This is a genomic window from Klebsiella sp. HN106, from assembly GCF_051209435.1.
GTDB classification, from domain to species: domain Bacteria; phylum Pseudomonadota; class Gammaproteobacteria; order Enterobacterales; family Enterobacteriaceae; genus Klebsiella; species Klebsiella oxytoca.
The window spans coordinates 40,202-62,644 of record NZ_JBLURD010000011.1; the positions used below are offsets into that span (position 1 = coordinate 40,202).

Consider the following 22,443-nt stretch of genomic DNA (forward strand, 5'->3'; position numbering starts at 1 on the left):
TGAGCGCGAGGAGAATCAATGAGTGAAGTCATATTATACGCGATTCAGAATAAAAGCCTTACGCCGAGGTAGACGTAAGGCTTAATAATTAGCGATTAGAAGCGCAGGCGGCGGTAGACAATTTGACCATTACACAGGGTAGCGCAGTTATCAATGTAACGGTCGCCTTCAATTTTAACGCCCTGAGTATCTTCAAAAACAATCTTCTCTTTTTGCAGTTTAACAATCGAAATATCAGCAAACGCGCCGGGCGCCAGGGTACCAATTTGTCCCTGCATCTTCATCAGGCGGGCCGGCGTAGCGGTTACCGCGCGAACAATATCGAAGAAGGACATTCCCATGTTGAGATATTTCGACATGACGTGGAGCAGACTGTAGACCTTATCCGTCCGTAAGCTATTTCTTAAAGTGAGATCGGTACTAATGATATCAGGATAGAATCCCTGCGCCATGGCGGTTCTGGCAACGTGAAAATCAAAGTGGGCCACGCCGTTTGAACAGTCGAAGATAACGCCCCGGGACTGGGCCTCTTTTATCGCCGCATAGACCTCGTCCTGTTCATTGAGAATCGAGTGGCCGGTGCCGTGGAAACAGTGCGCGTAAATATCATCGGCATTAAAATAGCGGATCAGTTCATCGGCGCAGAGAAGAGAGTCCGTGACGTGAACGCAAATCGTGGTATCCAGTTTACGCGCCAGGGAGACGGTAGAGAGAAGAGGGTCGCTGGCGTACTGTTTCCCTTTAGCGATATCCTGGCTGTAGCGTAGTTTCAGGCCGAGAATATTGTCTCTGTTGCCATTCAGCGTTTGCGCTATCTTCTCCTCGTTGTAATTTGCCGGATTGGTATTTTCCAGATAACCGGTCGGCCCGCCTCCGAGGGTAGAAAGTCCGACGTTGACCACGTTCAGATAGCTTTTGATTTTCACCATGGCAGGATGAATCACGCTATTGCGAAAAAGCTGATAATTTACCCAGCCGCTGCTGCCGGCATCGACCATACTGGTGACCCCATTAGGCAAGCATACGATATCAGGGTTAACACTGATGGCGGTCCCGCCATGAAAAACATGGCCATGGAAGTCGATTAAGCCAGGCAGTACGATACAACCTGCGGCATCAATAACCGTTTCGGCCTGCAAATCATCAACGGCATTTAAGTCAACGATACGATCGCCGATGATGCCAATATTGCGATTAATATAATCGCGGCTATCAAGATCGGCGACCAGACCGTTTTTAATCAGAATATCCAGTTTCATTTTATGCTCCTGTTAAATGCCGATAAACTTCCAGTAGGGAATACCGATCAGGAAGAAGATTAATACGTTGACCACCACCATGATGGTGCCCAGCATCCAGAATGTTTTTTGCGGCACGTAGCCGCTGGAGAACGTAAATACGCCAGCGCCGTTGCCGTAGTGCGTCAGCAATGCGCCATAGCCTGCGGAGAAGGCCAGAGAAAGCGCCACGTACATAGGATGCGCCTGAGTCGTCATTCCCAGGGTAAAAAGTACCGGGTAGAATGAGACCACGAACGCGCTATTAGAGACAAAGAAATAGCGGACAGCAAGGCTGATAAAGACCAGGACGGCAATTGCGCTGATTTCATTCAGGTGCGACAGGTCAAGATAGTTTTTGATAACGTCGACCAGGAAGACATAGAACCCGCCTTTTGATAGCGCAACCGCGCATCCATAAAACGCGCCGTACCAGACGAAGGTCTGCCAGGCCGATTTTTCGCTCACCACGTCGTTCCAGCTCAGGACGCCGAAAAGCAGCAGGCAGGCGAGGAAAGCCAGGCCGACGGGAATAAAGGCGATGCCGGTAATGGAGCCCGTCATCCAGCCGAGTACGCCCAGAATAAAGAATACGATCAACAGCTTCTCTTCGCGCTTTACCGGACCCAGTTCACGCAGGCCTTTTTCAGCAATTTCGTTGACGTTATCAATAACTTTGAGTTCCGGGGCGTAGATTTTATACAGTATCCATGGCGCGAGCAGCAGCACCAGTCCGGCGGGCACAATGGCGGCTTTAAACCAGGTCATCCATTCGAGATTCACTTTCATGATCTCGTTAGCCAGCGAGACGGTAATTGAGTTGGTCGCCATCCCCGTCAGAAACAGGCTGGAGGTTCCCATTGAGACGACGTACATCAGGATGGTCAGATAGGCGCCGATTTTCCGGCTACCGTCGTCGGGCTTCGAGCCCAGCGCTTCGGCGATGTTCCTGAAGATGGGATAGGTGATGCCTCCGGAACGGGACATATTTGAACCTGTTGCCGGGGCCAGTACGGTATCCGTCACCATCATCAGATAGCCCAGGGTGAGGGTATTTTTACCGTAGCGTTTTAGCAGCAGATAGGCGATACGTTTACCCAGACCGGTAATGACAAACGCTTTGCAAATAATAAAGGCGCTGATGATAAACCAGACCATCGGGCTACCAAAACCCGCAAACAGAGGAGCAGGGTCGAGAACCAGAGAGGCAAACCCGAGAATAATCAGCATAATGACCGCATCGGTAAACGGACGTAAAACCAGTCCGCACAGCATCGCCAGATAGATGCCAACCATATGCCAGGTCGGCGCGGCGACGCCTTCCGGGTGCGGTATTATCCAAAATAAAACGGGAAAAAAGATAATGGGCAAGAGTTTTAAATAAAGCATTTTTATTACCTTTGCTTTAAAGCCACGGCCCGTCAGGGCACCGCGGCCTGATATTATTTAATCAAATTAACGATACATGTCGTCGATAAACTCAACGCCTGTCTCATCCAGTGATTTTTTGACCCAAAGGCGATTCGCGGTGCCGTTTTTCGCGGCCTCTACTTTGCTTGCATCGAATTTTGCATAATCTTTGGCTTTATTCAGTACGGCTTCTGCGTCGCCGAGGGGGATAACAATGACGCCATCCGCATCGCCGACGATCAGGTCGCCCGGACAAACCGCGACGCCGCCAACGGCGATCGGCGTGTTCACCTCGCCAGGACCTTGTTTAAACGGGCCTGCGGGGTTGGAGCCGGTGGCGAACAGTGGAAAATCGAGAACCGACAGCGCATCGATGTCACGGATTGGCCCGTCCAGCACGATACCGGCGACTTTCTTCATGCAGTGGGCGTAGGCCACCATGATCTCGCCCATCAGCGCTCGCGAACGGTCGCCTTCGTTGGAGACCACAATCACATCGTTCTCACCCGCCATATCCAGCGCGGCGTGCAGCATCAGGTTATCGCCCGCACGAACTTTTACGGTGATGGCGAAGCCCGCCATAATCGGTTTTTTCGGCGAAGAAATCCGTTTAATCCCGTTACCCAGTACGGCAATACGATTCATGGTGTCAGCAATATTCGCCGCCGGGAGCTGTTCAAATTCTTTCAGAAGATCGACGCTGCAGGCCGGACGTTTTAAAAAAATACGGTTACCAATAGTCATGTTTTTCTCCTTAAAAACCCGGCACCGGCCAGGATGGTTTCTTACCGGTTAAGACTTCATCAATGCCAATCGCGGAATGGAGCGAGGCTCTGTCGGTCGCTTCGATAGTGGCGGCGCCAATGTGCGGGGCAATCACGATATTGCTTAGCGAGAAAATCGGATCGTTGGCATCAAACGGCTCTTTCTTTAAGACGTCCACGCCCGCTCCGGCGATAGCGTGGGTGCTCAAGGCGTGATACAGCGCCTTTTCATCAACCAGCTTTCCGCGTGCGGTATTAATGAAGTAGGCGGTGGGCTTCATCATGGAAAACTGTTTCTCACCGACAAAATCGGTGGTTTCCGCGGTCGTCGGGCAGTGCAGAGAAACGAAGTCGCTCTCTTTGAAAATACGGTCAAAATCGTCGGTGAGCTCTACGCCTTCGGGGATCTGCTGCTGGGTTTTATACGGATCGTAGGCGATAACTTTCATATTAAAGCCATGCAGCGCTTTGATTGCCACGCGTGAACCGATATTTCCCACGCCAATCAGGCCCAGCGTTTTACCATCCAGCTCCACTTTTGGCGTGCGCAGTTTTGCCCAGTAATAATCTTCAAGCATCTTTTCCTGTACCAGCTTGAAATTACGCGAGCAGTGCAGCATATAAAATATGGCCAGTTCGGCAACGGACATGCTGTTAGCAATTGGCGCATTTAATACGACTACGCCGTGACGTTTCGCTGACTCCAGATCGACCGTATCGTAACCGGCACCGTGTCGTGCAACGACTTTCAGCTTTTTAGCCGCCTCAAATACGCGATCGGACATTTTTGAAAGGCGTACGATAATACCGTCGCAGTCCCCGATGTCGCGAATGATATCTTCTTCTTCCATCCCTGATCCGTTAATCAGCTGATAACCGCGACTTTCCAGGTATTCTCTCCCTTCAGCCATGATTTCCTGCGGGAGTAAAATTTTGTACGTCATTTAACTATCTCCAGTGTTGATTACGTGGAGGTAATTGCATGGCGTGTGCCATAAATTAATTCAGCAAGCGCGTTTTCTTTAATTTGTTGATAAGTATGAGTATTTTGTTTTTTGGTTGGCTGACTTATAGTGATGTCGTTCACATCCGCAGACGCCGCCGCGAGACTGGATATTTAATAATGAAATGGCTGAAATGCATAATTAAATGCGCTAGCGGTCAGCTTCACACTTTATTTTATTTGTAGGGGCGGAGGGGCCGTTTGTACCGATTGACATTGCGTACTGGACAACTTAAAACGTAAGCCAAAGGTTTAATCAGGAGAAATTTCGGCAATGAATAAATCACAGGTGGAGATATTCATGCTTATGGTTCGGGAGGGGAGTATTCACTTTGCATCGCAGCGGCTGAGTATTGCCCCTTCGCTAATAACAACCAGCATATGTGCGCTTGAAAATGAACTGGGTTTTAACCTGATTACGCGTGGCAGGAATATCAGAAAAGTTATTTTAACGGAGAAAGGGCACGCTTTTTATCGACTTGCACCAGATTTACTGAGATTGCTTAATGCGATTGCTGATATTCGTGGGGGAATAAAACAGCCCGGCAAGACGTGCCCGCCGGGTGCAATAATCAATTCAGGCCAAGAAAATACTGGGCGATTTTAAAATAGATAATTAATCCGGTACCGTCGATGAGGGTGGCGATAAACGGCGCTGACACCACCGCCGGGTCGATGCCGACGCGCTTAAGCGTCAGGGGGATCACCGACGACACCACCGCGCTCCACAGGGTGATGCATACCAGCGTCAGACTGACAATCAGGGTGATCTCCATGCCGATGCCCATCATCCAGGCGCGCAGGCAGCCCGCCAGGCCGAGCGTGATGGCGATCAGCAGCGAGGTTGAGACCTCTTTGCGGATCACGCGTCCCATATCGCGCAGTCGCACTTCCCCCAGCGCCATCGAACGTACTAGCGTAGAGGTTATCTGCGTTCCGCTGTTTCCGCCGGTACCAATCAGCAGTGGTATGAAAAAGGCCAGCGCGATAGCCGATTCCAGCGCCTCTTCAAAATGCTGTAACACGCTGCTGGTGTAGGCTTCGGCGACAAAGAGCAGCAGCAGCCACACCGAACGTTTTTTCCACAGCGCCCACGGGCTGGTTTCCAGATAGGGCTTTTCCAGCGGCAGCGTCGCCCCCTGGCGCTGAGCATCCTCGGTTACGTCATCTTCCAGCAGATGAGCGATCTCTTTTTCCATCAGGCAGCCGACCAGCTCACCCTTTTCGACCACCGGCACCAGATCGAGCCCGCGCTCGCCGAGTTCGGCGACCACCTGCGGGCGCGGGTCGTCGGGCCTGACGCGAAACAGACAGCTATCCATTAAATAACGGATGGATTGCGCAGTATCGCTCTCCTGCAGCAGCTTTTTAATCGATAAACTGCCGCGCAGTTTTTTTCCCGCGACGACAAAAACCTGGCCGGGGATCTCATCGCTGGCCAGCTGAGAAACGAACAGTTCTCGCGCCTCATGAACGCTGAGATGCTCCGGCAGGGTAATGAAATCGGTACGCATGTACTGGGCAATTGCGTCGCCGTCGAAAGTCGAATTCGCCTGGTGTGCGGCGCACAGTTGAATGGAAGACATGGTGTAATTCCCTATAAAAAATCACTCATAGGGGCGAACAAGACAGGATGAGCACAGGCAGATCCCTACGTCCTGGTTTTAGCACTGCACAACGTATCTGTCCGACATGAACGCCGTCAGAAGTTACCTTGGCAACACCTTGATTCGATGGAAGCCTGTATTTCCCTGAGTGGTCTCTCTCGATACCAACAGGGCGGTAACTTATGTTTATGCAGGAGCCTCGCCATAACGAGATCGTTAAATGAGACGTGATTATTAGCGAAGTGAAATAATTAACCAAACGTATAATTCATGTCGTTTATTAATGGTTGAGAAAAACCGCTGCGAGGCGCATGGGCTAACGAGCCAGCATGATAGCGTTAGCCCCACTCGCGAGTTAAAAAGCCGTTTATCGCCGCGCACAGTTTATGAGTGGGGGGATTCCTTCTCCGTCGGCAGGCACTGCAAATGGCCGTGGCGCACGCCGCGCTGGGCGATAACGTCATCGGCAAAATGCTGAACGTCGCCCATATCCCCCTTCAGCACGGCAATTTCCAGACAATCGTCGTGATTAATATGCACATGCAGAGTGGCGACGGAGAGATCGTGGTGGTGATGTTGGGTGGAGACTAAACGGCTGGCGAGATCGCGTTTCTCATGTTCATAGACGTAAGAGAGCACCGCGAAGCCCTGGGTACCGTGCTCCTGAGCGGCCTCCTGGGCCAGCGCGCCGCGCAGAATATCGCGGATCGCTTCGGAACGGTTGTTGTAGCCACGGCGCTGGCTCAGGCTATCCAGCGTATCGAGTAAATCGTCATCGAGAGTAATGGTAATTCGTTGCATCTGGCTTAAACCTTATTTCGGCGCACGGGAAAGGCGGGAAGTACCGCATTTTGTAACACGCGACCGGCGTCAGAGGAAAAAGTTAATGCCTCGCCCACGGTTTGTATCTCCACGATTTTCCCCTCATCCATCACCATCACCCGCTGGCAAAAGCGCTCAACCAGGCGTAAATCGTGGGTGATAAAAAGACAGGCGGTGCCGAACTGCTGCTGGAGCTTTTTGAGCAGACGAATAACGCTCGCCTGGATCACGAGGTCGAGGTTAGAAACCGCCTCATCCAGGATCAGCAGCTTTGGTTCTACCGTCAGCGCCCGCGCCAGGCAGATGCGCTGTAGCTGCCCGCCGCTCAGCTGCGGGGGGCGCTTATTCAGCACGCTATCGTCGAGATCCACCGCCCTGAGCATTTCGCTGGCCCGGGCCAGCTGCTCCGCTTTCGTCAACGATAGCAGGTGACGCATAGGCTCGCGCAGAATCTCGCGTACGGTTTTACGCGGATTGACCGCGCTGATGGCGTCCTGAAACACCATCTGAATATCCCGACGGAACGCCTTTTGTTTAGCGCGATTGAGCCGGGAGAGCGGCTCTCCCCGCCAGCAGATGCGACCCTGCGTTGGGGATTCCAGGCCGACGAGCAGGCGCGCCAGCGTGCTTTTGCCGCAGCCGCTACGCCCCAGCAGGGCCACGGTTTCACCGCTTTTCAGCGCTAAAGAGACCTCTGTTAGCACCTTTAAGTCCGGGTAGTGATGGGTAATTGTCGAGGCGGTCAGTAATGTCATCAGCTTAGCTCCAGACCATAAAGGGCGAGATGCGCCGCCACCAGCCCGCGGGTGATGTCGTGTCGCGGGGCGCGAAACAGAGATTCCACATCGCCCTGTTCCACAATGCTGCCGCTATCCATTACCGCGACATCGTCCGCCAGCCTGGCCACCACCCCCATATCATGCGTCACCAGCAGCATGCCGGGGCCGCGGTTTTGCATAATACTTACCAGCAGATCGAGAATGCGTGCCTGGACCACCGCGTCCAGATCGGTGGTGGGTTCGTCGGCAACGATAAAGGGCGCATCGCACAGCAACGCCATAGCAATCATCATTCGCTGCAGCATGCCGCCGCTCATCTCAAACGGGTATAGCTTGAGCACGCGCGGCGCGTTCTCCAGCCCGACGGCTTCCAGCGCCGCAATAAGCGTGGCGTCGTCTGAGGCTTTATCCAGGGCCCGGCAGGTTTCCCGGGCGTGATCGGCCATTGTTCGCAGCGGATTAAAAGCGCTGCGCGGATTCTGCATAATGGTGGCGATTTTGCTGCCGCGTAGCGCACAGGGAGAAACCGGCTGGCCGTCGGCAAGGATTATCCCCGCCGTCTGGCGTACGCCGGGAGGCAAAATGCCCAGCGCCGCGGCGCAGGTCAGGGATTTGCCGCTGCCGCTGCCGCCAACCAGCGCCAGCACGCGCCCGCGTTTGATCGTCAAAGAAACGCCGTGCACCAGCGGACGCTCGGCCCGTAAGGCGATGTTTTGCAGTTCAATTTGTTGCGGCATCAGTGGGTATGCTCCGTAACCAGATGAGGGTCCAGACGATCGCGCAGCGCGTCACCCACCATGTTGAAGGCCATTACGGTGATAAACAGCGCCAGCCCCGGCCAGAACATTTGCAGCGGCTGGGTCCAGATATATTGGCGCGCGTCGTTAATCATTACCCCCCATTCGGCGGTGGGCGCGGTGACGCCGAGGCCAAGGAACGACATCCCGGCGACGTGCAGCATCATGTGACCAATATCCAGCGTCGCCAGTACCAACAGCGACGGGATCACGGCACCGGCCAGATGGTCGATAAACACCCGGACATGGCCCGCGCCGGAAAGCCGGGAAGCGAGCACAAATTCGCGCTGGCGCAGGGAGAGGGTCAGGCTGCGCACCATCCGTGCGTACCACGCCCAGTGCGACAGGGCGATGGCGATAATCACATTGGTCAGCCCGGTTCCCAGCACGCCGACCATAAAGAAAGAGAGGATCGAGGTCGGGAAAGTCATAAACATATCCGCGATGCGCATGGTGACCTGATCGACGCGACCGCCGATAAGCCCCGCGCTGCCGCCGACGATCAATCCCAGCGCCAGCACCAGCAGCAGGCAGGCCATCACCGAGCCAAGCGATATGCGGGTTGCCGCCAGCAATCGCGAGAAGATATCGCGGCCCAGATGATCGGTGCCCAGCCAGTGCTGGCTATCAGGTGCCAGCAGGCGCGAAGGCAGATCGATCGCCTGCGGATCGTAAGGCAGCCACCACTGGCTGGTGAGCGCAACGACCGCCAGCAGGGCGATGATGAGTAAAGAGAGGCGAACAGACCCGCGCGAAGAGAGGAAAAAGTTCACGAACACGCTCCTTCATGGCGACGAATGCGCGGATCCAGCGCGGCATTCAACAGGTCAACCATCAGGTTACAGACCACAAAAACAATCACCATCATCAGCGTAAAGCACTGAATGACCGGATAGTCGCGGTTAAATATCGCCGAGACGGCGTAGCGCCCCACGCCGGGCCAGGCAAAGATATTCTCGATAATCATCGTGCCGCCAATCAGCTCGCCGATATGCATTCCTACGGCGGTGATCATCGGCAGCGAAGCGTTACGCAAAATATGACGACGTTCGGTTTGTTTCTCGTTCAGACCGCGCAGTCTGGCCCAGGTCACATGGCGCTGCCCGGCGACCTCCAGCATACTGGCGCGCAGCAGACGAGCGTTGATCGCCAGCGACATAAAGGCAATCGACACCGCCGGTAGAATGATGTGCTGCCAGCCGCCATAGCCCATCGCAGGCAACCATTGCAGGTAAACCGAAAAGAACATCACCAGCAGAAAGGCAAGCCAGAAGTTGGGCATCGACACGCCAAGAAAGGCGATAACCCGCACAATAAAATCCGGCAGGCGGTCACGATGCCGCGCCGCCCAAATACCGAGCGGTACGGAGGTGAGGAGAATCAACACCAGCGCAGCCCCCGCCAGCTGTAGCGTGGCGGGCAGGAAGTTCAGCATGTCATCCAGCACCGGACGCTGAGTGGCGAACGAGATGCCGAAATCCAGATGCAGCGCCTGCCACAGCCAGCTGCCGTACTGGACGATAAGCGGCTGATCCAGTCCCAGCATCACGCGGGTCGAGGCGACCATCTCTGGCGTTGGCGGCAGGTTCGACAGACGCAAATAGTCGAGCGCCGGGTCGCCGGTGCCCAGGCGCAGCATGAGGAAGATAATCACCGAGGCGGCGAAGATCATCGGGATCAGCAGCGAGATCCGCCGTAGCGCGTAACGTAGCATCAGGGTTTCACCGGTTTAATTTGTTCAAACGGAATTTCAGACGCAATCGGCGCGTAAGGAATAGCACCCAGCTCCGGTCTGGCGACCACCATCGTCGAGACATAGCTGATGGGCAGATACACCGCGTCATTGTGCAGACGGGTCAGAATGTCGCGGTACAACACCTGACGGTGGGGTTCGTCGGTGGTTTCCAGCACCTCGCCAATCTCTTTATCAATAACCGGTTTGTCGGCTAAACCCTGCTGCGCCTGAAAATCGGCGTGCGACGGCACGCGCATCGAACTCATAAAGGCGTGCGGATCGTACGGCGCCCCCCAGGTGCGGTTGAAAATCATGCCGAAGCGACCATCGCGCTGGCGGGCATAAATACTGCTCTCTTCCTCGCCGACCAGCGCCACGTCCACGCCAATCTGCCGCATATCGGCCTGAATGATTTCCGCCATCGACTTGCTCAGGGCGTCAGTGCCAATGAACGACAGTTCAACGCGCAGCGGCTGGCCGTTTTTCTCGCGAATCTCTTTTCCCGCAGGCAGTAGCCAGCCCGCTTTTTCCAGCAACGCTTTCGCCTGCTGCGGATCGTACCGGCGCGGCGTCAGGCCAATGTCGGCATAAGGCACGGTGGGGGCAAACAGCGTATCCGCAACCTGCTGCGTGCCGTACAGAGCGTTATCAATCAGCGATTTTTTATTCACCGCGTAGTTCAGCGCTTCACGCACCAACAGCTCACTGGTGGGCGCTTTGGCGGAATTTAGCGCCAGCATCACCGTCTCTATTGGCCGGGAAAGCCGGGTATGGTATGCCGGGTTCTGGCTAAAGCGCGCGAAGGTGTCGAGCGGCAGCAGCCCTTCGTTGCCGTAGAGCAGGTCGATATCTCCGGTTTCAAAAGCTACAGCGCGGGTCGTCGGGTCCGGGATCACCTTGACGGTAATCTTTTCAATCTGCGGCTTTTCGCCCCAGTAGCGATCGTTACGCACCAGCACGTCGTACTGATTGAGTTTTGATGCCTTCAGTACCCAAGGGCCGGTGCCAATCGGCGCTTTAATGCCGTGCAGGGTCTCATTGTCTTTAAACTGCGACGGGGCGATAAAGCGGAAAGGGCGCGGCAGGGCCAGCTCTTGCAGGAACGGGTAATACGCGCTTTTCAGGGTGATTTGCAGTTGGTTTTGGCTGAGCGCTTTGACATCGACAATCTGATTGACCAGCTCCAGCCAGGCGTGGCGCTGGCGGTTATCGAGCACCACGCGGAAGTTCTCCGCGGCGGCATGGGCGTCAAACGCTTCGCCGTTGGAAAATGTCACATCATCGCGCAGGGTGAAGGTCCAGACTTTGCCGTCCGCCGAGTGGGTCCAGCTTTTGGCCAGCCAGGGTTTTACTGAGCCATCCGCCTGATACTTTACCAGCGGTTCATAGACCATGCTCTGGGCGAACATCTGGTTGGGCGTGTAGAGGTGAGGATTAAGCGGCCCCACGTTGACCGGCCATGCGGTGGTGAGTTCATTGGGCGCGGCGCAGGCCAGCAACGGAGCGCAGGCGAATAGCGCCAGCAGGGTGGTGCGGATGATAGACAAAGCATTTTCTCAGCGACAGGAAAGTATGACGATTTTAATAATTCATCATACTTTCGACGTAAGCTGGATCAATATAGGGGCTGAAAGTATAAGAAAATGGTATGTCTCTTTCGGCTGTATGCGATTGTGAACCCGCCTGCAGCCTGGCTAAGCGTAGCGCAAGCCGGGAAGCATCAGCTTCGGGAGCAGAGCGCACAGTGCAGCAGAGTTTCGTAGAGGCGATGCTGCGCATCTGTCCGGGCTACCGGCCCGCAAACGATGATGAACCTGTAGCCCGGGCAAGGCGCGTTAAGCGCCGCCCCCGGGGAGCAGAGCGCACAGTTCAGCAGAGTTTCCCGGAGGCGATGCTGCGCATCTGTCCGGGCTATCAGACCCTCAGGGGGTTCTGAACAGATCCAGCAGCGTGGCGACCTGCTCATCAATGGGCGTTAAATCACGCTTAACGATCAAATGCAGCGGCGTGGCGCGCCGCGCGCCGTGTCCCAGCGGCAGCATCTTCAGCACTCCTTGCTGTAGCTGAGGGCGAATACGCTCCTCCGGCAGCCAGCCGAAACCGACCTGGTACAGCACCGCATCAATGGCGGCATCAATGGTGGAAAAGGTCCATGCATCGCGGGAGGATTGCGGATCGTTGCTGCGATCGGCGATGCGCACCAGCGGCCAGGGGGCCAGCGCGTTATCATCCAGCGGTCCCTGAAGCGCGGAGAGCGGATGCTCGCGATGGGCGACGGCGACAAAATCAATATTCATCAGCCATTCGCCGCGGCCGGTAATATCCTGGCGGCGGGTCAGCACCATCACGTCCGCCTCGCTGCGGGCCGGATGTTCCTCTTCAACGTTTTCCAGCACTTCGGTCAGCCTGACCTGGGTCTGCGGATAGCGCTGTTGAAACTGGCGCAGAATGGCGAACAGCCGCTCGCGCGGAAAAATGCTGTCGACCACCAGGTCCAGTCGGGTCCGCGTGCCGTCGCGCAGGGTGGCGGCATGGGTTTCGACGTAAGCGAAGGCCTGCAGCAGCGGTTTAACCTGGCCAAGCAGCAGCTCACCCGCCGGGGTCAGCACCGCGCGACGGCCCGATGGCGTGAGTAGCGTGACGCCGAGGCGCTCCTGCAGCAGCGCGAGATTATAGCTCACCGACGACTGACTGCGGTGGGTCTCTTCCGCCGCCTTCGCGAAGCTACCCAGTTCGACCACCTTTTCCAGCAGCGCCCATTGTTCCAGCGTAGTCTTGTGCATGATTCATCTAAAAAGTGAATGAGTTTAATCCAAACATAGCGTTATTCATCCATTTTTTAAAGCAGTATGCTTGTTCTCAACAAATAGAGGAGAACAAATTATGAGCACATTCGACAAACATGACCTGAGCGGTTTTATCGGTAAACATCTGGTTTATACCTATGATAATGGCTGGAACTACGAAATTTACGTGAAAAACGCCACCACTCTGGATTACCGCATTCACAGCGGCATCGTCGCGAATCGTTGGGTGAAAGATCAGCAGGCTTACATCGTTCGCGTTGGTGAAAGCATCTACAAAATTTCCTGGACCGAACCGACCGGTACCGACGTCAGCCTGATCGTAAACCTCGGCGACAAACTGTTCCACGGCACTATCTTTTTCCCACGCTGGGTGATGAATAATCCGGAAAAAACCGTCTGCTTCCAGAACGATCATATCCCGCTGATGGTTTCCTACCGTGAAGCCGGCCCGGCGTATCCGACGGAGGTGATTGATGAGTTTGCCACTATCACTTTTGTGCGCGATTGCGGCGCGGATAATGACGAAGTGATTAATTGCCCGGCTAATGAATTGCCTGAAAATTTTCCTGGCAATCTGTAATAATTTTGAAATAGTTTAGTGATTCGACTGGATTTTTTATATTTGGTCATCCATGTTTAAAAATGGCTAATTGAAAGCTGGTTTAACTTCCGTTTACTTTTCCCCACTGCGTTCCCGCTATTTCGCTATATGGCGGGAACGCTACACATCCCTTTCTTACGCTGAATTTTTTCCTACCTGATTGAATTTAAACATAATTATCATTATAAATTAATTAATATTAATTTCTTAATATTATCCTAAGCAAACCTGTCTAGATTTAATAACATCTGAATACAAAGTAATGAAACGCGGCATCGGGCTGATTTGCTTTCATTTTCATTTTGTTTAAGTCAGCAGGTGCAGGATATTTCTTATCGACCCCGTGTTTAGTCGGGTCATTTATAGAACAGGAAAATGATGAGCGATTTTTTGCCGTTTTCGCGCCCGTCGATGGGCGACGCAGAGCTGGCTGCGCTGCGTGAAGTTTTGCAATCCGGCTGGATCACCACCGGACCGAAAAATCAGGCGCTGGAAGAAACGTTTTGCGCATTAACCGGCAACCGCCACGCCATCGCCGTCAGTTCGGCGACCGGCGGCATGCACGTTACGCTGATGGCGCTGGGTATCAGCGCCGGCGATGAAGTGATCACCCCTTCGCAGACCTGGGTCTCCACGCTGAACATGATCTGCCTGCTCGGCGCGACGCCGGTGATGATCGATGTCGATCCCGATAACCTGATGATTACTCCCGAAGCGGTTGAAGCGGCGATCACTCCACGGACCAAGGCGATCGTCCCGGTGCACTATGCGGGCGCGCCGGTGGATATCGACGCCATCCGCGCGATTGCCGAGCGTCACGCTATTCCGGTGATTGAAGATGCCGCCCACGCGGCAGGGACGTACTACAAAGGCCGTCACGTCGGCTGGCGCGGCACCGCCATTTTCTCATTCCATGCGATCAAAAATATGACCTGCGCCGAAGGCGGGCTGGTTGTAACCGACGATGATGAACTGGCCGCACGTATTCGCAGCCTGAAGTTCCACGGCCTCGGCGTAGATGCTTACGATCGGCAGACCCTGGGCCGCGCCCCGCAGGCGGAGGTGATTTCGCCGGGCTTTAAATACAATCTGGCGGATATCAACGCCGCGCTGGCGCTGGTGCAGCTGGACAAGCTTGCCGCCGCCAATCAGCGCCGTGCCGCCATTGCGCAACGCTATCTCCGCGAGCTGGCGGATACGCCTTTCAGGCCGCTGGCGGTGCCGTCATGGGAGCATCAGCACGCCTGGCACCTGTTTATTATCCGCGTTGATGAAGCCGCCTGCGGTATCAGCCGCGATGCCCTGATGGAAAAACTGAAGGCCATGGGCATTGGCACCGGTCTGCACTTCCGCGCCGCGCATACGCAAAAGTATTACCGCGAGCGTTTCCCCGACGTTTCATTACCGCATACGGAATGGAACAGCGCGCGCATTTGTTCCATCCCATTGTTCCCGGATATGACCGACGACGATGTCACTCGGGTCATTTCCGCACTGCACCAGCTGTCAGGACGTTGATATGTTTAGCTATCCTCCCGTGAAAAAGGTCTCGGTCGTTATTCCTGTCTATAACGAGCAGGAGAGCCTGCCGGAGCTTATCCGCCGTACCGATACCGCCTGCGCGACGCTCGGTCGGCAGTATGAAATTCTGCTGGTCGACGATGGCAGCAGCGATGACTCGGCGCGAATGCTGACCGAAGCCGCTGAAGCCGAAGGCAGCCATGTAGTGGCGGTACTGTTGAACCGCAACTACGGCCAGCACTCGGCAATTATGGCGGGTTTTAGCCACGTCACCGGCGACCTGATCATCACCCTTGATGCTGACCTGCAAAACCCGCCGGAAGAGATCCCGCGCCTGGTGGAGAAGGCCGACGAAGGCTACGACGTTGTCGGTACCGTGCGTCAGAATCGCCAGGATACCTGGTTCCGTAAAAGCGCCTCCAGGATGATCAATCGTCTGATTCAGCGCACCACCGGTAAAGCGATGGGCGATTACGGCTGCATGCTGCGCGCCTATCGCCGCCATATTATCGACGCGATGCTTAACTGCCATGAGCGCAGTACCTTTATCCCGATTCTGGCGAATACTTTTGCCCGTCGCGCGGTGGAGATCCCGGTGATGCACGCCGAGCGCGAGTTCGGTGATTCCAAATACAGTTTTATGCGTCTGATTAACCTGATGTATGACCTGGTGACCTGCCTGACTACCACGCCGCTGCGCCTGCTGAGCCTGTTCGGCAGCGCCATCGCTCTGCTGGGCTTCGCCTTCGGTCTGCTGCTGGTGGTGCTGCGCCTGGTATTTGGCCCGCAGTGGGCGGCGGAAGGGGTGTTCATGCTGTTCGCGGTGCTGTTTATGTTTATCGGCGCCCAGTTCGTCGGTATGGGTCTGCTCGGGGAGTATATCGGCCGTATCTATAACGACGTTCGCGCCCGTCCCCGCTACTTTATTCAACGTGTTGTTCGCCAGCCGGAAACGGCATCTCAAGAGGAAGATCGTTCATGAAAGCCGTAGTCTTCGCTTATCACGATATGGGTTGTGCAGGTATTCAGTCTCTGCTGGATGCCGGTTATGACATCGCCGCCATTTTTACCCATCCGGATAACCCTGGCGAAAACCATTTCTTTGGCTCTGTGGCGCGCATTGCCGCGGAACAAGGTATTCCGGTATGGGCGCCGGAAGATGTGAATCATCCGCTGTGGATCGAACGTCTCCGTGAGATAAAACCGGACGTGCTGTTCTCGTTCTATTACCGCAATCTGCTGTGCGAGGACATTCTGAATATCGCGCCGCAGGGGGCTTTTAACCTGCATGGTTCCCTGCTGCCGAAATACCGCGGCCGCGCGCCGCTGAACTGGGTGCTGGTCAACGGCGAAAGCGAAACTGGCGTGACGCTGCACCGCATGGTGAGCCGCGCCGATGCCGGGAATATCGTAGCGCAGAAAAGCGTAGCTATCGGCGAGGATGAGGCGGCGCTGGCCCTGCATCGTAAACTCTGCGCTGCGGCGTCGGACCTGCTGGCTCAGGCGCTGCCCGCGATCCGCGATGGCAAAATCGAAGAGCGCGCGCAGGATGAAAGCCAGGCGACCTGGGTCGGTCGCCGCACGCCGGAAGACGGTCGCCTCGACTGGGAGCACTCCGCCCGGAGCCTGCATAATCTTGTGCGCGCGGTTTCCGATCCATGGCCGGGCGCGTTCGGCTATGCCGGCGCGAACAAGTTTATCGTCTGGAAGTCCCGCGTACGTGACGATCTACCCGCCGCCAAAGCGGGGACCGTGCTTTCCGTCACGCCGCTGGTCGTCGCCTGTCAGGAAGGGGCATTAGAAATCGTCACCGGGCAGACCGAGCGCGGCGTTTATATGCAGGGTACGCAGCTGGCGCAGGCGCTGGGGCTGGTAGCCGGAGCGGTGCTGAGCAGCAAACCGGTCGTGGCGATTAAGCGGCGTACCCGCGTGCTGATCCTCGGGGTGAACGGTTTTATCGGCAACCACCTGACCGAGCGTCTGCTGCAGGACGACAACTACGAGATTTACGGACTGGACATTGGCTCAGACGCCATCAGCCGCTTCCTCGACAACCCGCGTTTCCACTTCGTTGAGGGCGATATCAGCATCCACTCCGAGTGGATCGAGTATCACATCAAGAAGTGCGATGTGGTCCTGCCGCTGGTGGCGATTGCCACGCCAATCGAATATACCCGTAACCCGCTGCGCGTGTTTGAGCTGGATTTCGAAGAGAACCTGAAGATTATCCGCGACTGCGTGAAGTACGATAAGCGCATCATTTTCCCGTCGACCTCGGAAGTGTACGGCATGTGCACCGACAACAATTTCGATGAAGATGCCTCTAATCTGGTCGTCGGGCCAATTAACAAACAGCGCTGGATCTATTCGGTCTCCAAGCAGTTGCTGGATCGCGTGATCTGGGCCTACGGCGATAAGAACGGCCTGAAGTTTACCCTGTTCCGTCCGTTCAACTGGATGGGGCCGCGCCTTGATAACCTGAACGCCGCGCGTATCGGCAGCTCTCGCGCCATTACCCAACTGATCCTCAACCTGGTAGAAGGCTCGCCGATCAAGCTGATTGAAGGCGGGAAACAGAAGCGCTGCTTCACCGATATCAGCGACGGTATCGAAGCGCTGTTCCGCATCATTGAGAACAAAGACGGCCGCTGCGACGGGCAGATCATCAACATCGGTAACCCGGATAACGAAGCGAGCATCAAAGAGCTGGCGGAAATGCTGCTGGCCTGCTTTGAACGTCATCCGCTGCGCGACCGTTTCCCGCCGTTTGCCGGTTTCCGCGAAGTGGAAAGCAGCGATTATTACGGGAAGGGTTATCAGGACGTCGAGCACCGTAAGCCCAGCATTCGCAACGCGAAACGCTGCCTGAACTGGGTGCCGACGGTCGAAATGGAAGAGACCGTGGAACATACCCTGGACTTCTTCCTGCGCACGGTTGAATTGACGGACAACGGCAAATCATGAAACAGGTCGGCTTACGCATAGATGTCGATACCTTTCGCGGCACGCGGGACGGGGTCCCGCGGCTGCTGGCTCTGCTGAGCCAGCACGGGATTCAGGCAAGCTTCTTTTTCAGCGTCGGGCCGGACAATATGGGGCGTCATTTATGGCGCCTGATAAAACCGAAATTTCTGTGGAAGATGCTGCGCTCAAAGGCCGCTTCGCTGTACGGCTGGGATATCCTGCTGGCAGGTACCGCCTGGCCAGGGCGCAGGATCGGCGCGGGCAATGAAGAGGTTATCCGCGCCGCCGCGCAGGAGCATGAAGTCGGTCTGCACGCCTGGGATCACTATAGCTGGCAAACGTGGAGCGGAGTCTGGCCGCAGGAGAAGTTGACGCTGGAGGTGGAGCGCGGGCTGCTGGAGCTGGAGCGGATCATCGGTCGTCCGGTGACCTGCTCCGCCGTTGCCGGCTGGCGTGCCGATCAGCGGGTCATTAAAGCCAAAGAGGCGTTTGATTTCCTCTACAACAGCGACTGCCGGGGAATCGCCCCTTTTCTGCCGCAGCTCGGTAACGGCGCTTCCGGGACCGTGCAGATCCCGGTCACCTTACCCACCTGGGATGAAGTGGTCGGCAGCGCGGTCGATATTGCGGGCTTCAATCGCTATCTGCTGGATTGCATCCACCGCGATAAGGGCACCCCGGTCTATACCATCCACGCTGAAGTGGAAGGGATCGCCTTTGCGCAACAGTTTGACGAGCTGCTGACCATGGCCGCTCAGCAAGAGATCCGTTTTTGCCCGCTAAGCCAGCTGCTGCCCGCCGATTTTAGCGCGCTGCCGCGAGGCAAGGTGGTTCGTGGTGAATTAGCCGGCCGGGAAGGCTGGCTTGGGCGTGAACAATTACTGAATTCGGGTGTTTGATGAAAAGCATTCGCTACGGCGCCTCTCTGGTCGCCCTTTTTGTCCTCTACTATTTACTCCCCCTCAACTTCCGCCTGCTGTGGCAACCGGATGAAACCCGCTACGCGGAGATCAGCCGCGAAATGCTGGCGACCGGCGACTGGGTGGTGCCGCACTTCCTCGGTCTGCGCTACTTTGAGAAGCCGATTGCCGGCTACTGGATCAACAGCATCGGCCAGTGGCTATTCGGTCATAATAATTTTGCCGTCCGCTTTGGGGTGGTGTTCTCCATTACCGTCACCGCCCTGCTGGTGGCCTGGCTGGCATGGCGTATTTTCCGCGATAAACGCCTGGCGATTTTGTCGCCAGTGATATTCCTGACCGCGCTGCTGGTCTACGGTATCGGCACCTATGCGGTGCTCGACCCGATGATTACCATGTGGCTGGCGCTGGCAATGTGCAGCTTCTGGGGTGCGGCGCAGGCTCAAAGCCACAGCGGTAAAATCTTCGGCTACGTCTTGCTGGGCGTGGCCTGCGGGATGGGGGTGATGACCAAAGGCTTCCTCGCGCTGGCGGTGCCGGTGGTTGGAGTGCTGCCATGGGTCATTGCGCGTAAACGCTGGCGTGAAGTGCTGACTTACGGGTGGCTGGCGGTGGGCGTCTGCGCGCTGGTGGTTCTGCCGTGGGGGCTGGCCATCGCCAAACGAGAGCCGGACTTCTGGCGCTACTTCTTCTGGGTTGAACATATCCAGCGTTTCGCGGAAAAAGATGCCCAGCATAAAGCGCCGTTCTGGTACTACATCCCGTTCCTGATTGCCGGAAGCCTGCCGTGGCTGGCGCTGCTGCCGGGAGCGCTCAAGCGCGGCTGGACCGAGCGCGACGAGTCGCGCGGGGCGCTCTATTTGCTCGGATGGGTGGCGATGCCGTTTCTGTTCTTCAGCATTGCTAAGGGTAAGCTTCCGACCTACATCCTGCCGTGTTTCGCGCCGCTGTCGATTCTGATGGCGCGCTACGCGCTGGATGCGGCAAAGGCGGGGGCGAAAGCGCTGAAAATTAACGGCGCGATCAACCTGGCTTTTGGCCTGATTGGTCTGGTAGCGGTGCTGGTGGTTTCGCCGTGGGGCTTTATGCACAAGCCGGTATGGAGCCATATTGAGCTGTATAAATGCCTGCTGGCGGCGCTAATATTCGGCTGTTGGGCGCTGATGGGATGGCTGGCGATGAAGAATAACGGTCGCCGCTGGACGCTTGCCGCGTGCTGCCCGCTGGGGTTGGCGCTGCTGGTGGGTTTCGCGATTCCCGACCGGGTTATCGACAGCAAGCAGCCGCAGTTTATGGTGGATATCGTGAGCGAATCGTTGACGCCGAGCCGCTACGTGTTGACCAATAACGTCGGTATTGCCGGCGGACTGTCCTGGGAGCTCAAGCGCAGCGATATTATCCTGTTCGACAAGCAGGGCGAGCTGAAATATGGTCTCTCCTGGCCGGATGCGCAGCACCAGTTTGTCGATAAGGTGCAATTTGCTGACTGGTTAACGGCGCACCGCCAGCAGGGGCCGATCTCGTTGGTTCTGCTGATGGATAAAGGAGAGAGTATGGCCGATCTACCGCTACCGAAACCGGATAGCTCTTATGAGCTGGGGCGGGTAGTGTTTATCCAGTACCTGCCGCAATGAGCGTGTGGATCTGTCTGGTTTTCGCCAGCCTGCTGAGCTGCGCCGGACAGCTGTGCCAGAAACAGGCGACCCGCCCGTCCAAATCCGGGCGGCGCGGGCACCATATTCTTGGCTGGCTGGGGCTGGCGCTGCTCTCTCTGGGCTGTAGCATGCTGCTGTGGCTTAGCGTGCTGCAGTCGATTCCGGTCAGCATCGCCTACCCTATGCTGAGCCTGAACTTTGTCTGGGTGACGCTGGCAGCATGGGGGATCTGGCGCGAGCCGGTCGCACGCCGCCACTGGTTTGGCGTGGCGCTTATCGTCGTTGGGATCGTTATTCTGGGGAGCCGCATCTGATGGGCTTAATCTGGGCGTTATTCAGCGTCGGACTGGTGAGCGGCGCGCAGCTGCTGCTGCGCAGCGCGATGGTCGAGCTGCCGCCGCTGACGGATCTATTTACCTTCCTCAACCATCTGCTGCATCTGCGGGCGGGCACCTTTGGCCTGGCGTTTGGTCTTTTGGGCTACCTGCTGTCGATGGTCTGCTGGTACTTTGCCCTGCATCAGCTGCCGCTGGCGAAAGCCTACGCGCTGCTGAGCCTGAGCTACATTCTGGTCTGGGCCGCCGCCATCTGGCTCCCCGGCTGGCATGAACCTTTCCACTGGCAATCGCTGCTGGGCGTGCTGCTGATTGTCGCCGGGGTGCTGACGATCTTCTGGCCGGTGAAGCGGCAGGGCTAGCCCGGCAGCCTGCTTTTCGGGCGTCCGGGCCCGAGCAGGATGGCTAACTTACTGCCGCCTTTAGTGGTTTCCATCCATATTTTACAGACGCTGGTTAACGGCACCGACAGCAGCATTCCCACCGGGCCAAGCAGCCACCCCCAGACCAGCAATGAGAGGAAAACTACCAGCGTAGACATGCCCAACCGGTGGCCCATCATGCGCGGTTCGAGAATATTGCCGATAATCATATGCACGACTAAAAAGAGCGCGCCAACCAGCAGGCATTCGTAATAACCGTTAAAAAGTAACGCCTGGATCATTGGCGGGACGGCGGAAATCACCGAGCCAATGTTAGGCACATAGTTCAGCAGAAAAGCCAACACGCCCCACATCAGCGCAAACTGAACCCCCATCAGCATCAGTCCTAACCAGATAATCCCCCCTGTCCACAGGCTGAGCAGCGTTTTCAGCGCCAGATAATGCGAGACGCCTTTTAACGCCCGGTGAAGACCGGCGATATGGATTTGCGGGTTGTTCAGTGCAAAGCGGAGTTTATAGGGGACATGACGGACTTCAAACAGCATAAAGACCACGGTCATGACCAGTAAAATAACGCTGGCCATGGCGCCAGAGAGGCCAGTCATCAGGACGGTAGTGAATGTCATTAACTTGTCGGAGTCCATGCGTTGCAGCATACGTTCCGGGGACATGTGAATATGCAAAAACGGCAGCGCCTCCTGCAGGCGCAGGACTTTCGCCGTCAGCTCCTTATTATACTTTGGCAGCATGGCGACGAATTCGTTAACCGACGCGGCCAGCACGCCAATTAACGCGGTAAGTACGATCAGCATCACCACGACCACGATGGTAATGGCTACCGGACGTCTGATACCGCGGCGAATAAACCAGGTGACCAGCGGATTCAGGACAATGGCGAAGAACAATGCCAGTAATAGCTGCACGATGATATCTGCCGCGGCGTGGATACCGGCGAGGATAACCACCAGTGACGCCAGTTTGAGCAGAATATGCATGCCCGTTTTATCGGGCTGAGGGGTTGTCATTCACTCTTCCTTTCTATGATTTTCATTAAGTGTAGCGT

At 56.0% G+C, this 22,443-nt stretch carries 22 protein-coding genes and 1 riboswitch; of the genes, 9 read left to right on the top strand and 13 right to left on the bottom strand.

Annotation, left to right across the window (positions count from 1 at the left end; genetic code table 11):
- Positions 1–95: 95 nt before the first annotated feature.
- The 4 genes from ACSIPU_RS21555 to ACSIPU_RS21570 all read right to left on the bottom strand — a co-directional run bounded on the left by ACSIPU_RS21555 (position 96) and on the right by ACSIPU_RS21570 (position 4,395).
- Complete coding sequence (locus ACSIPU_RS21555; RefSeq protein ID WP_004116160.1) at positions 96–1,259, bottom strand: metallo-dependent hydrolase; 1,164 nt, start codon at positions 1,257–1,259, stop codon at positions 96–98.
- Positions 1,260–1,271: 12 nt separating this feature from the next.
- Positions 1,272–2,666 (bottom strand): DASS family sodium-coupled anion symporter, encoded by a 1,395-nt coding sequence (locus ACSIPU_RS21560; RefSeq protein WP_004106639.1) that lies wholly within the window; start codon positions 2,664–2,666, stop codon positions 1,272–1,274.
- A gap of 66 nt (positions 2,667–2,732) precedes the next feature.
- Entirely contained in the window at positions 2,733–3,431 is a 699-nt protein-coding gene (locus ACSIPU_RS21565; protein ID WP_004106638.1) for an RraA family protein, read from the bottom strand.
- Between the two features lie 10 nt (positions 3,432–3,441).
- Positions 3,442–4,395, bottom strand: coding sequence for a hydroxyacid dehydrogenase (locus ACSIPU_RS21570; RefSeq protein WP_196557654.1), 954 nt, complete (start codon positions 4,393–4,395; stop codon positions 3,442–3,444).
- Positions 4,396–4,728: 333 nt separating this feature from the next.
- On the opposite strand from ACSIPU_RS21570, the gene ACSIPU_RS21575 reads away from it, so the two are divergent.
- Positions 4,729–5,061 (top strand): LysR family transcriptional regulator, encoded by a 333-nt coding sequence (locus ACSIPU_RS21575; RefSeq protein WP_071786756.1) that lies wholly within the window; start codon positions 4,729–4,731, stop codon positions 5,059–5,061.
- Here the strand turns inward: ACSIPU_RS21575 and ACSIPU_RS21580 are convergent.
- The 8 genes from ACSIPU_RS21580 to ACSIPU_RS21615 form a co-directional block, all read right to left on the bottom strand.
- On the bottom strand, positions 5,027–6,040 hold the full coding sequence (locus tag ACSIPU_RS21580) for a magnesium transporter (protein ID WP_023321732.1): 1,014 nt from the start codon (positions 6,038–6,040) through the stop codon (positions 5,027–5,029). The genes ACSIPU_RS21575 and ACSIPU_RS21580 overlap by 35 nt on opposite strands.
- A gap of 56 nt (positions 6,041–6,096) precedes the next feature.
- Positions 6,097–6,280, bottom strand: a riboswitch (M-box (ykoK) riboswitch).
- A gap of 165 nt (positions 6,281–6,445) precedes the next feature.
- The gene (gene nikR / locus ACSIPU_RS21585) at positions 6,446–6,862 is read right to left on the bottom strand and encodes a nickel-responsive transcriptional regulator NikR (protein WP_004106628.1); all 417 of its coding nucleotides are present in this window, start codon (positions 6,860–6,862) and stop codon (positions 6,446–6,448) included.
- A 5-nt stretch (positions 6,863–6,867) separates the two neighbouring features.
- Positions 6,868–7,638, bottom strand: a complete 771-nt coding sequence (nikE, locus tag ACSIPU_RS21590; RefSeq protein ID WP_004116149.1) for a nickel import ATP-binding protein NikE — start codon at positions 7,636–7,638, stop codon at positions 6,868–6,870.
- On the bottom strand, positions 7,638–8,399 hold the full coding sequence (gene nikD / locus ACSIPU_RS21595) for a nickel import ATP-binding protein NikD (RefSeq protein WP_004106623.1): 762 nt from the start codon (positions 8,397–8,399) through the stop codon (positions 7,638–7,640). The genes nikE and nikD overlap by 1 nt, the downstream gene beginning before the upstream one ends.
- Positions 8,399–9,232, bottom strand: a complete 834-nt coding sequence (gene nikC, locus ACSIPU_RS21600; RefSeq protein ID WP_004106621.1) for a nickel ABC transporter permease subunit NikC — start codon at positions 9,230–9,232, stop codon at positions 8,399–8,401. The genes nikD and nikC overlap by 1 nt, the downstream gene beginning before the upstream one ends.
- The gene (gene nikB, locus ACSIPU_RS21605; protein WP_196089693.1) at positions 9,229–10,173 is read right to left on the bottom strand and encodes a nickel ABC transporter permease subunit NikB; all 945 of its coding nucleotides are present in this window, start codon (positions 10,171–10,173) and stop codon (positions 9,229–9,231) included. Before nikB ends, nikC begins: the two co-directional genes overlap by 4 nt.
- Entirely contained in the window at positions 10,173–11,741 is a 1,569-nt protein-coding gene (nikA, locus tag ACSIPU_RS21610; protein WP_017145289.1) for a nickel ABC transporter substrate-binding protein, read from the bottom strand. Before nikA ends, nikB begins: the two co-directional genes overlap by 1 nt.
- A 375-nt stretch (positions 11,742–12,116) precedes the next feature.
- On the bottom strand, positions 12,117–12,977 hold the full coding sequence (locus ACSIPU_RS21615) for a LysR family transcriptional regulator (RefSeq protein ID WP_004116128.1): 861 nt from the start codon (positions 12,975–12,977) through the stop codon (positions 12,117–12,119).
- A 97-nt stretch (positions 12,978–13,074) separates the two neighbouring features.
- On the opposite strand from ACSIPU_RS21615, the gene ACSIPU_RS21620 reads away from it, so the two are divergent.
- From ACSIPU_RS21620 to arnF, 8 genes are all read left to right on the top strand, one after another.
- Positions 13,075–13,581, top strand: a complete 507-nt coding sequence (locus ACSIPU_RS21620; protein WP_024274787.1) for a phenolic acid decarboxylase — start codon at positions 13,075–13,077, stop codon at positions 13,579–13,581.
- A 399-nt stretch (positions 13,582–13,980) separates the two neighbouring features.
- A complete protein-coding gene (gene arnB / locus ACSIPU_RS21625) occupies positions 13,981–15,120 on the top strand; it encodes a UDP-4-amino-4-deoxy-L-arabinose aminotransferase (RefSeq protein ID WP_163525844.1) in 1,140 nt (379 codons plus the stop codon).
- 1 nt (position 15,121) lies between these two features.
- Positions 15,122–16,105 carry an undecaprenyl-phosphate 4-deoxy-4-formamido-L-arabinose transferase gene (arnC, locus tag ACSIPU_RS21630; RefSeq protein WP_004106606.1) on the top strand — a complete coding sequence of 328 codons (984 nt, stop codon included), beginning with the start codon at positions 15,122–15,124 and terminating at the stop codon, positions 16,103–16,105.
- Positions 16,102–18,087, top strand: coding sequence for a bifunctional UDP-4-amino-4-deoxy-L-arabinose formyltransferase/UDP-glucuronic acid oxidase ArnA (arnA, locus tag ACSIPU_RS21635; protein ID WP_004106604.1), 1,986 nt, complete (start codon positions 16,102–16,104; stop codon positions 18,085–18,087). The genes arnC and arnA overlap by 4 nt, the downstream gene beginning before the upstream one ends.
- Positions 18,084–18,986 carry a 4-deoxy-4-formamido-L-arabinose-phosphoundecaprenol deformylase gene (gene arnD / locus ACSIPU_RS21640; protein ID WP_004106597.1) on the top strand — a complete coding sequence of 301 codons (903 nt, stop codon included), beginning with the start codon at positions 18,084–18,086 and terminating at the stop codon, positions 18,984–18,986. The genes arnA and arnD overlap by 4 nt, the downstream gene beginning before the upstream one ends.
- Positions 18,986–20,641, top strand: a complete 1,656-nt coding sequence (gene arnT, locus ACSIPU_RS21645; protein WP_049591488.1) for a lipid IV(A) 4-amino-4-deoxy-L-arabinosyltransferase — start codon at positions 18,986–18,988, stop codon at positions 20,639–20,641. The genes arnD and arnT overlap by 1 nt, the downstream gene beginning before the upstream one ends.
- Complete coding sequence (gene arnE, locus ACSIPU_RS21650; RefSeq protein ID WP_004106593.1) at positions 20,638–20,976, top strand: 4-amino-4-deoxy-L-arabinose-phosphoundecaprenol flippase subunit ArnE; 339 nt, start codon at positions 20,638–20,640, stop codon at positions 20,974–20,976. The genes arnT and arnE overlap by 4 nt, the downstream gene beginning before the upstream one ends.
- Positions 20,976–21,359: a 4-amino-4-deoxy-L-arabinose-phosphoundecaprenol flippase subunit ArnF gene (gene arnF / locus ACSIPU_RS21655; protein WP_004106591.1), complete on the top strand. Its 384-nt coding sequence runs from the start codon at positions 20,976–20,978 to the stop codon at positions 21,357–21,359. The genes arnE and arnF overlap by 1 nt, the downstream gene beginning before the upstream one ends.
- Here the strand turns inward: arnF and ACSIPU_RS21660 are convergent.
- Complete coding sequence (locus ACSIPU_RS21660) at positions 21,356–22,405, bottom strand: AI-2E family transporter (RefSeq protein ID WP_004106590.1); 1,050 nt, start codon at positions 22,403–22,405, stop codon at positions 21,356–21,358. The genes arnF and ACSIPU_RS21660 overlap by 4 nt on opposite strands.
- Between the last annotated feature and the right edge of the window lie 38 nt (positions 22,406–22,443).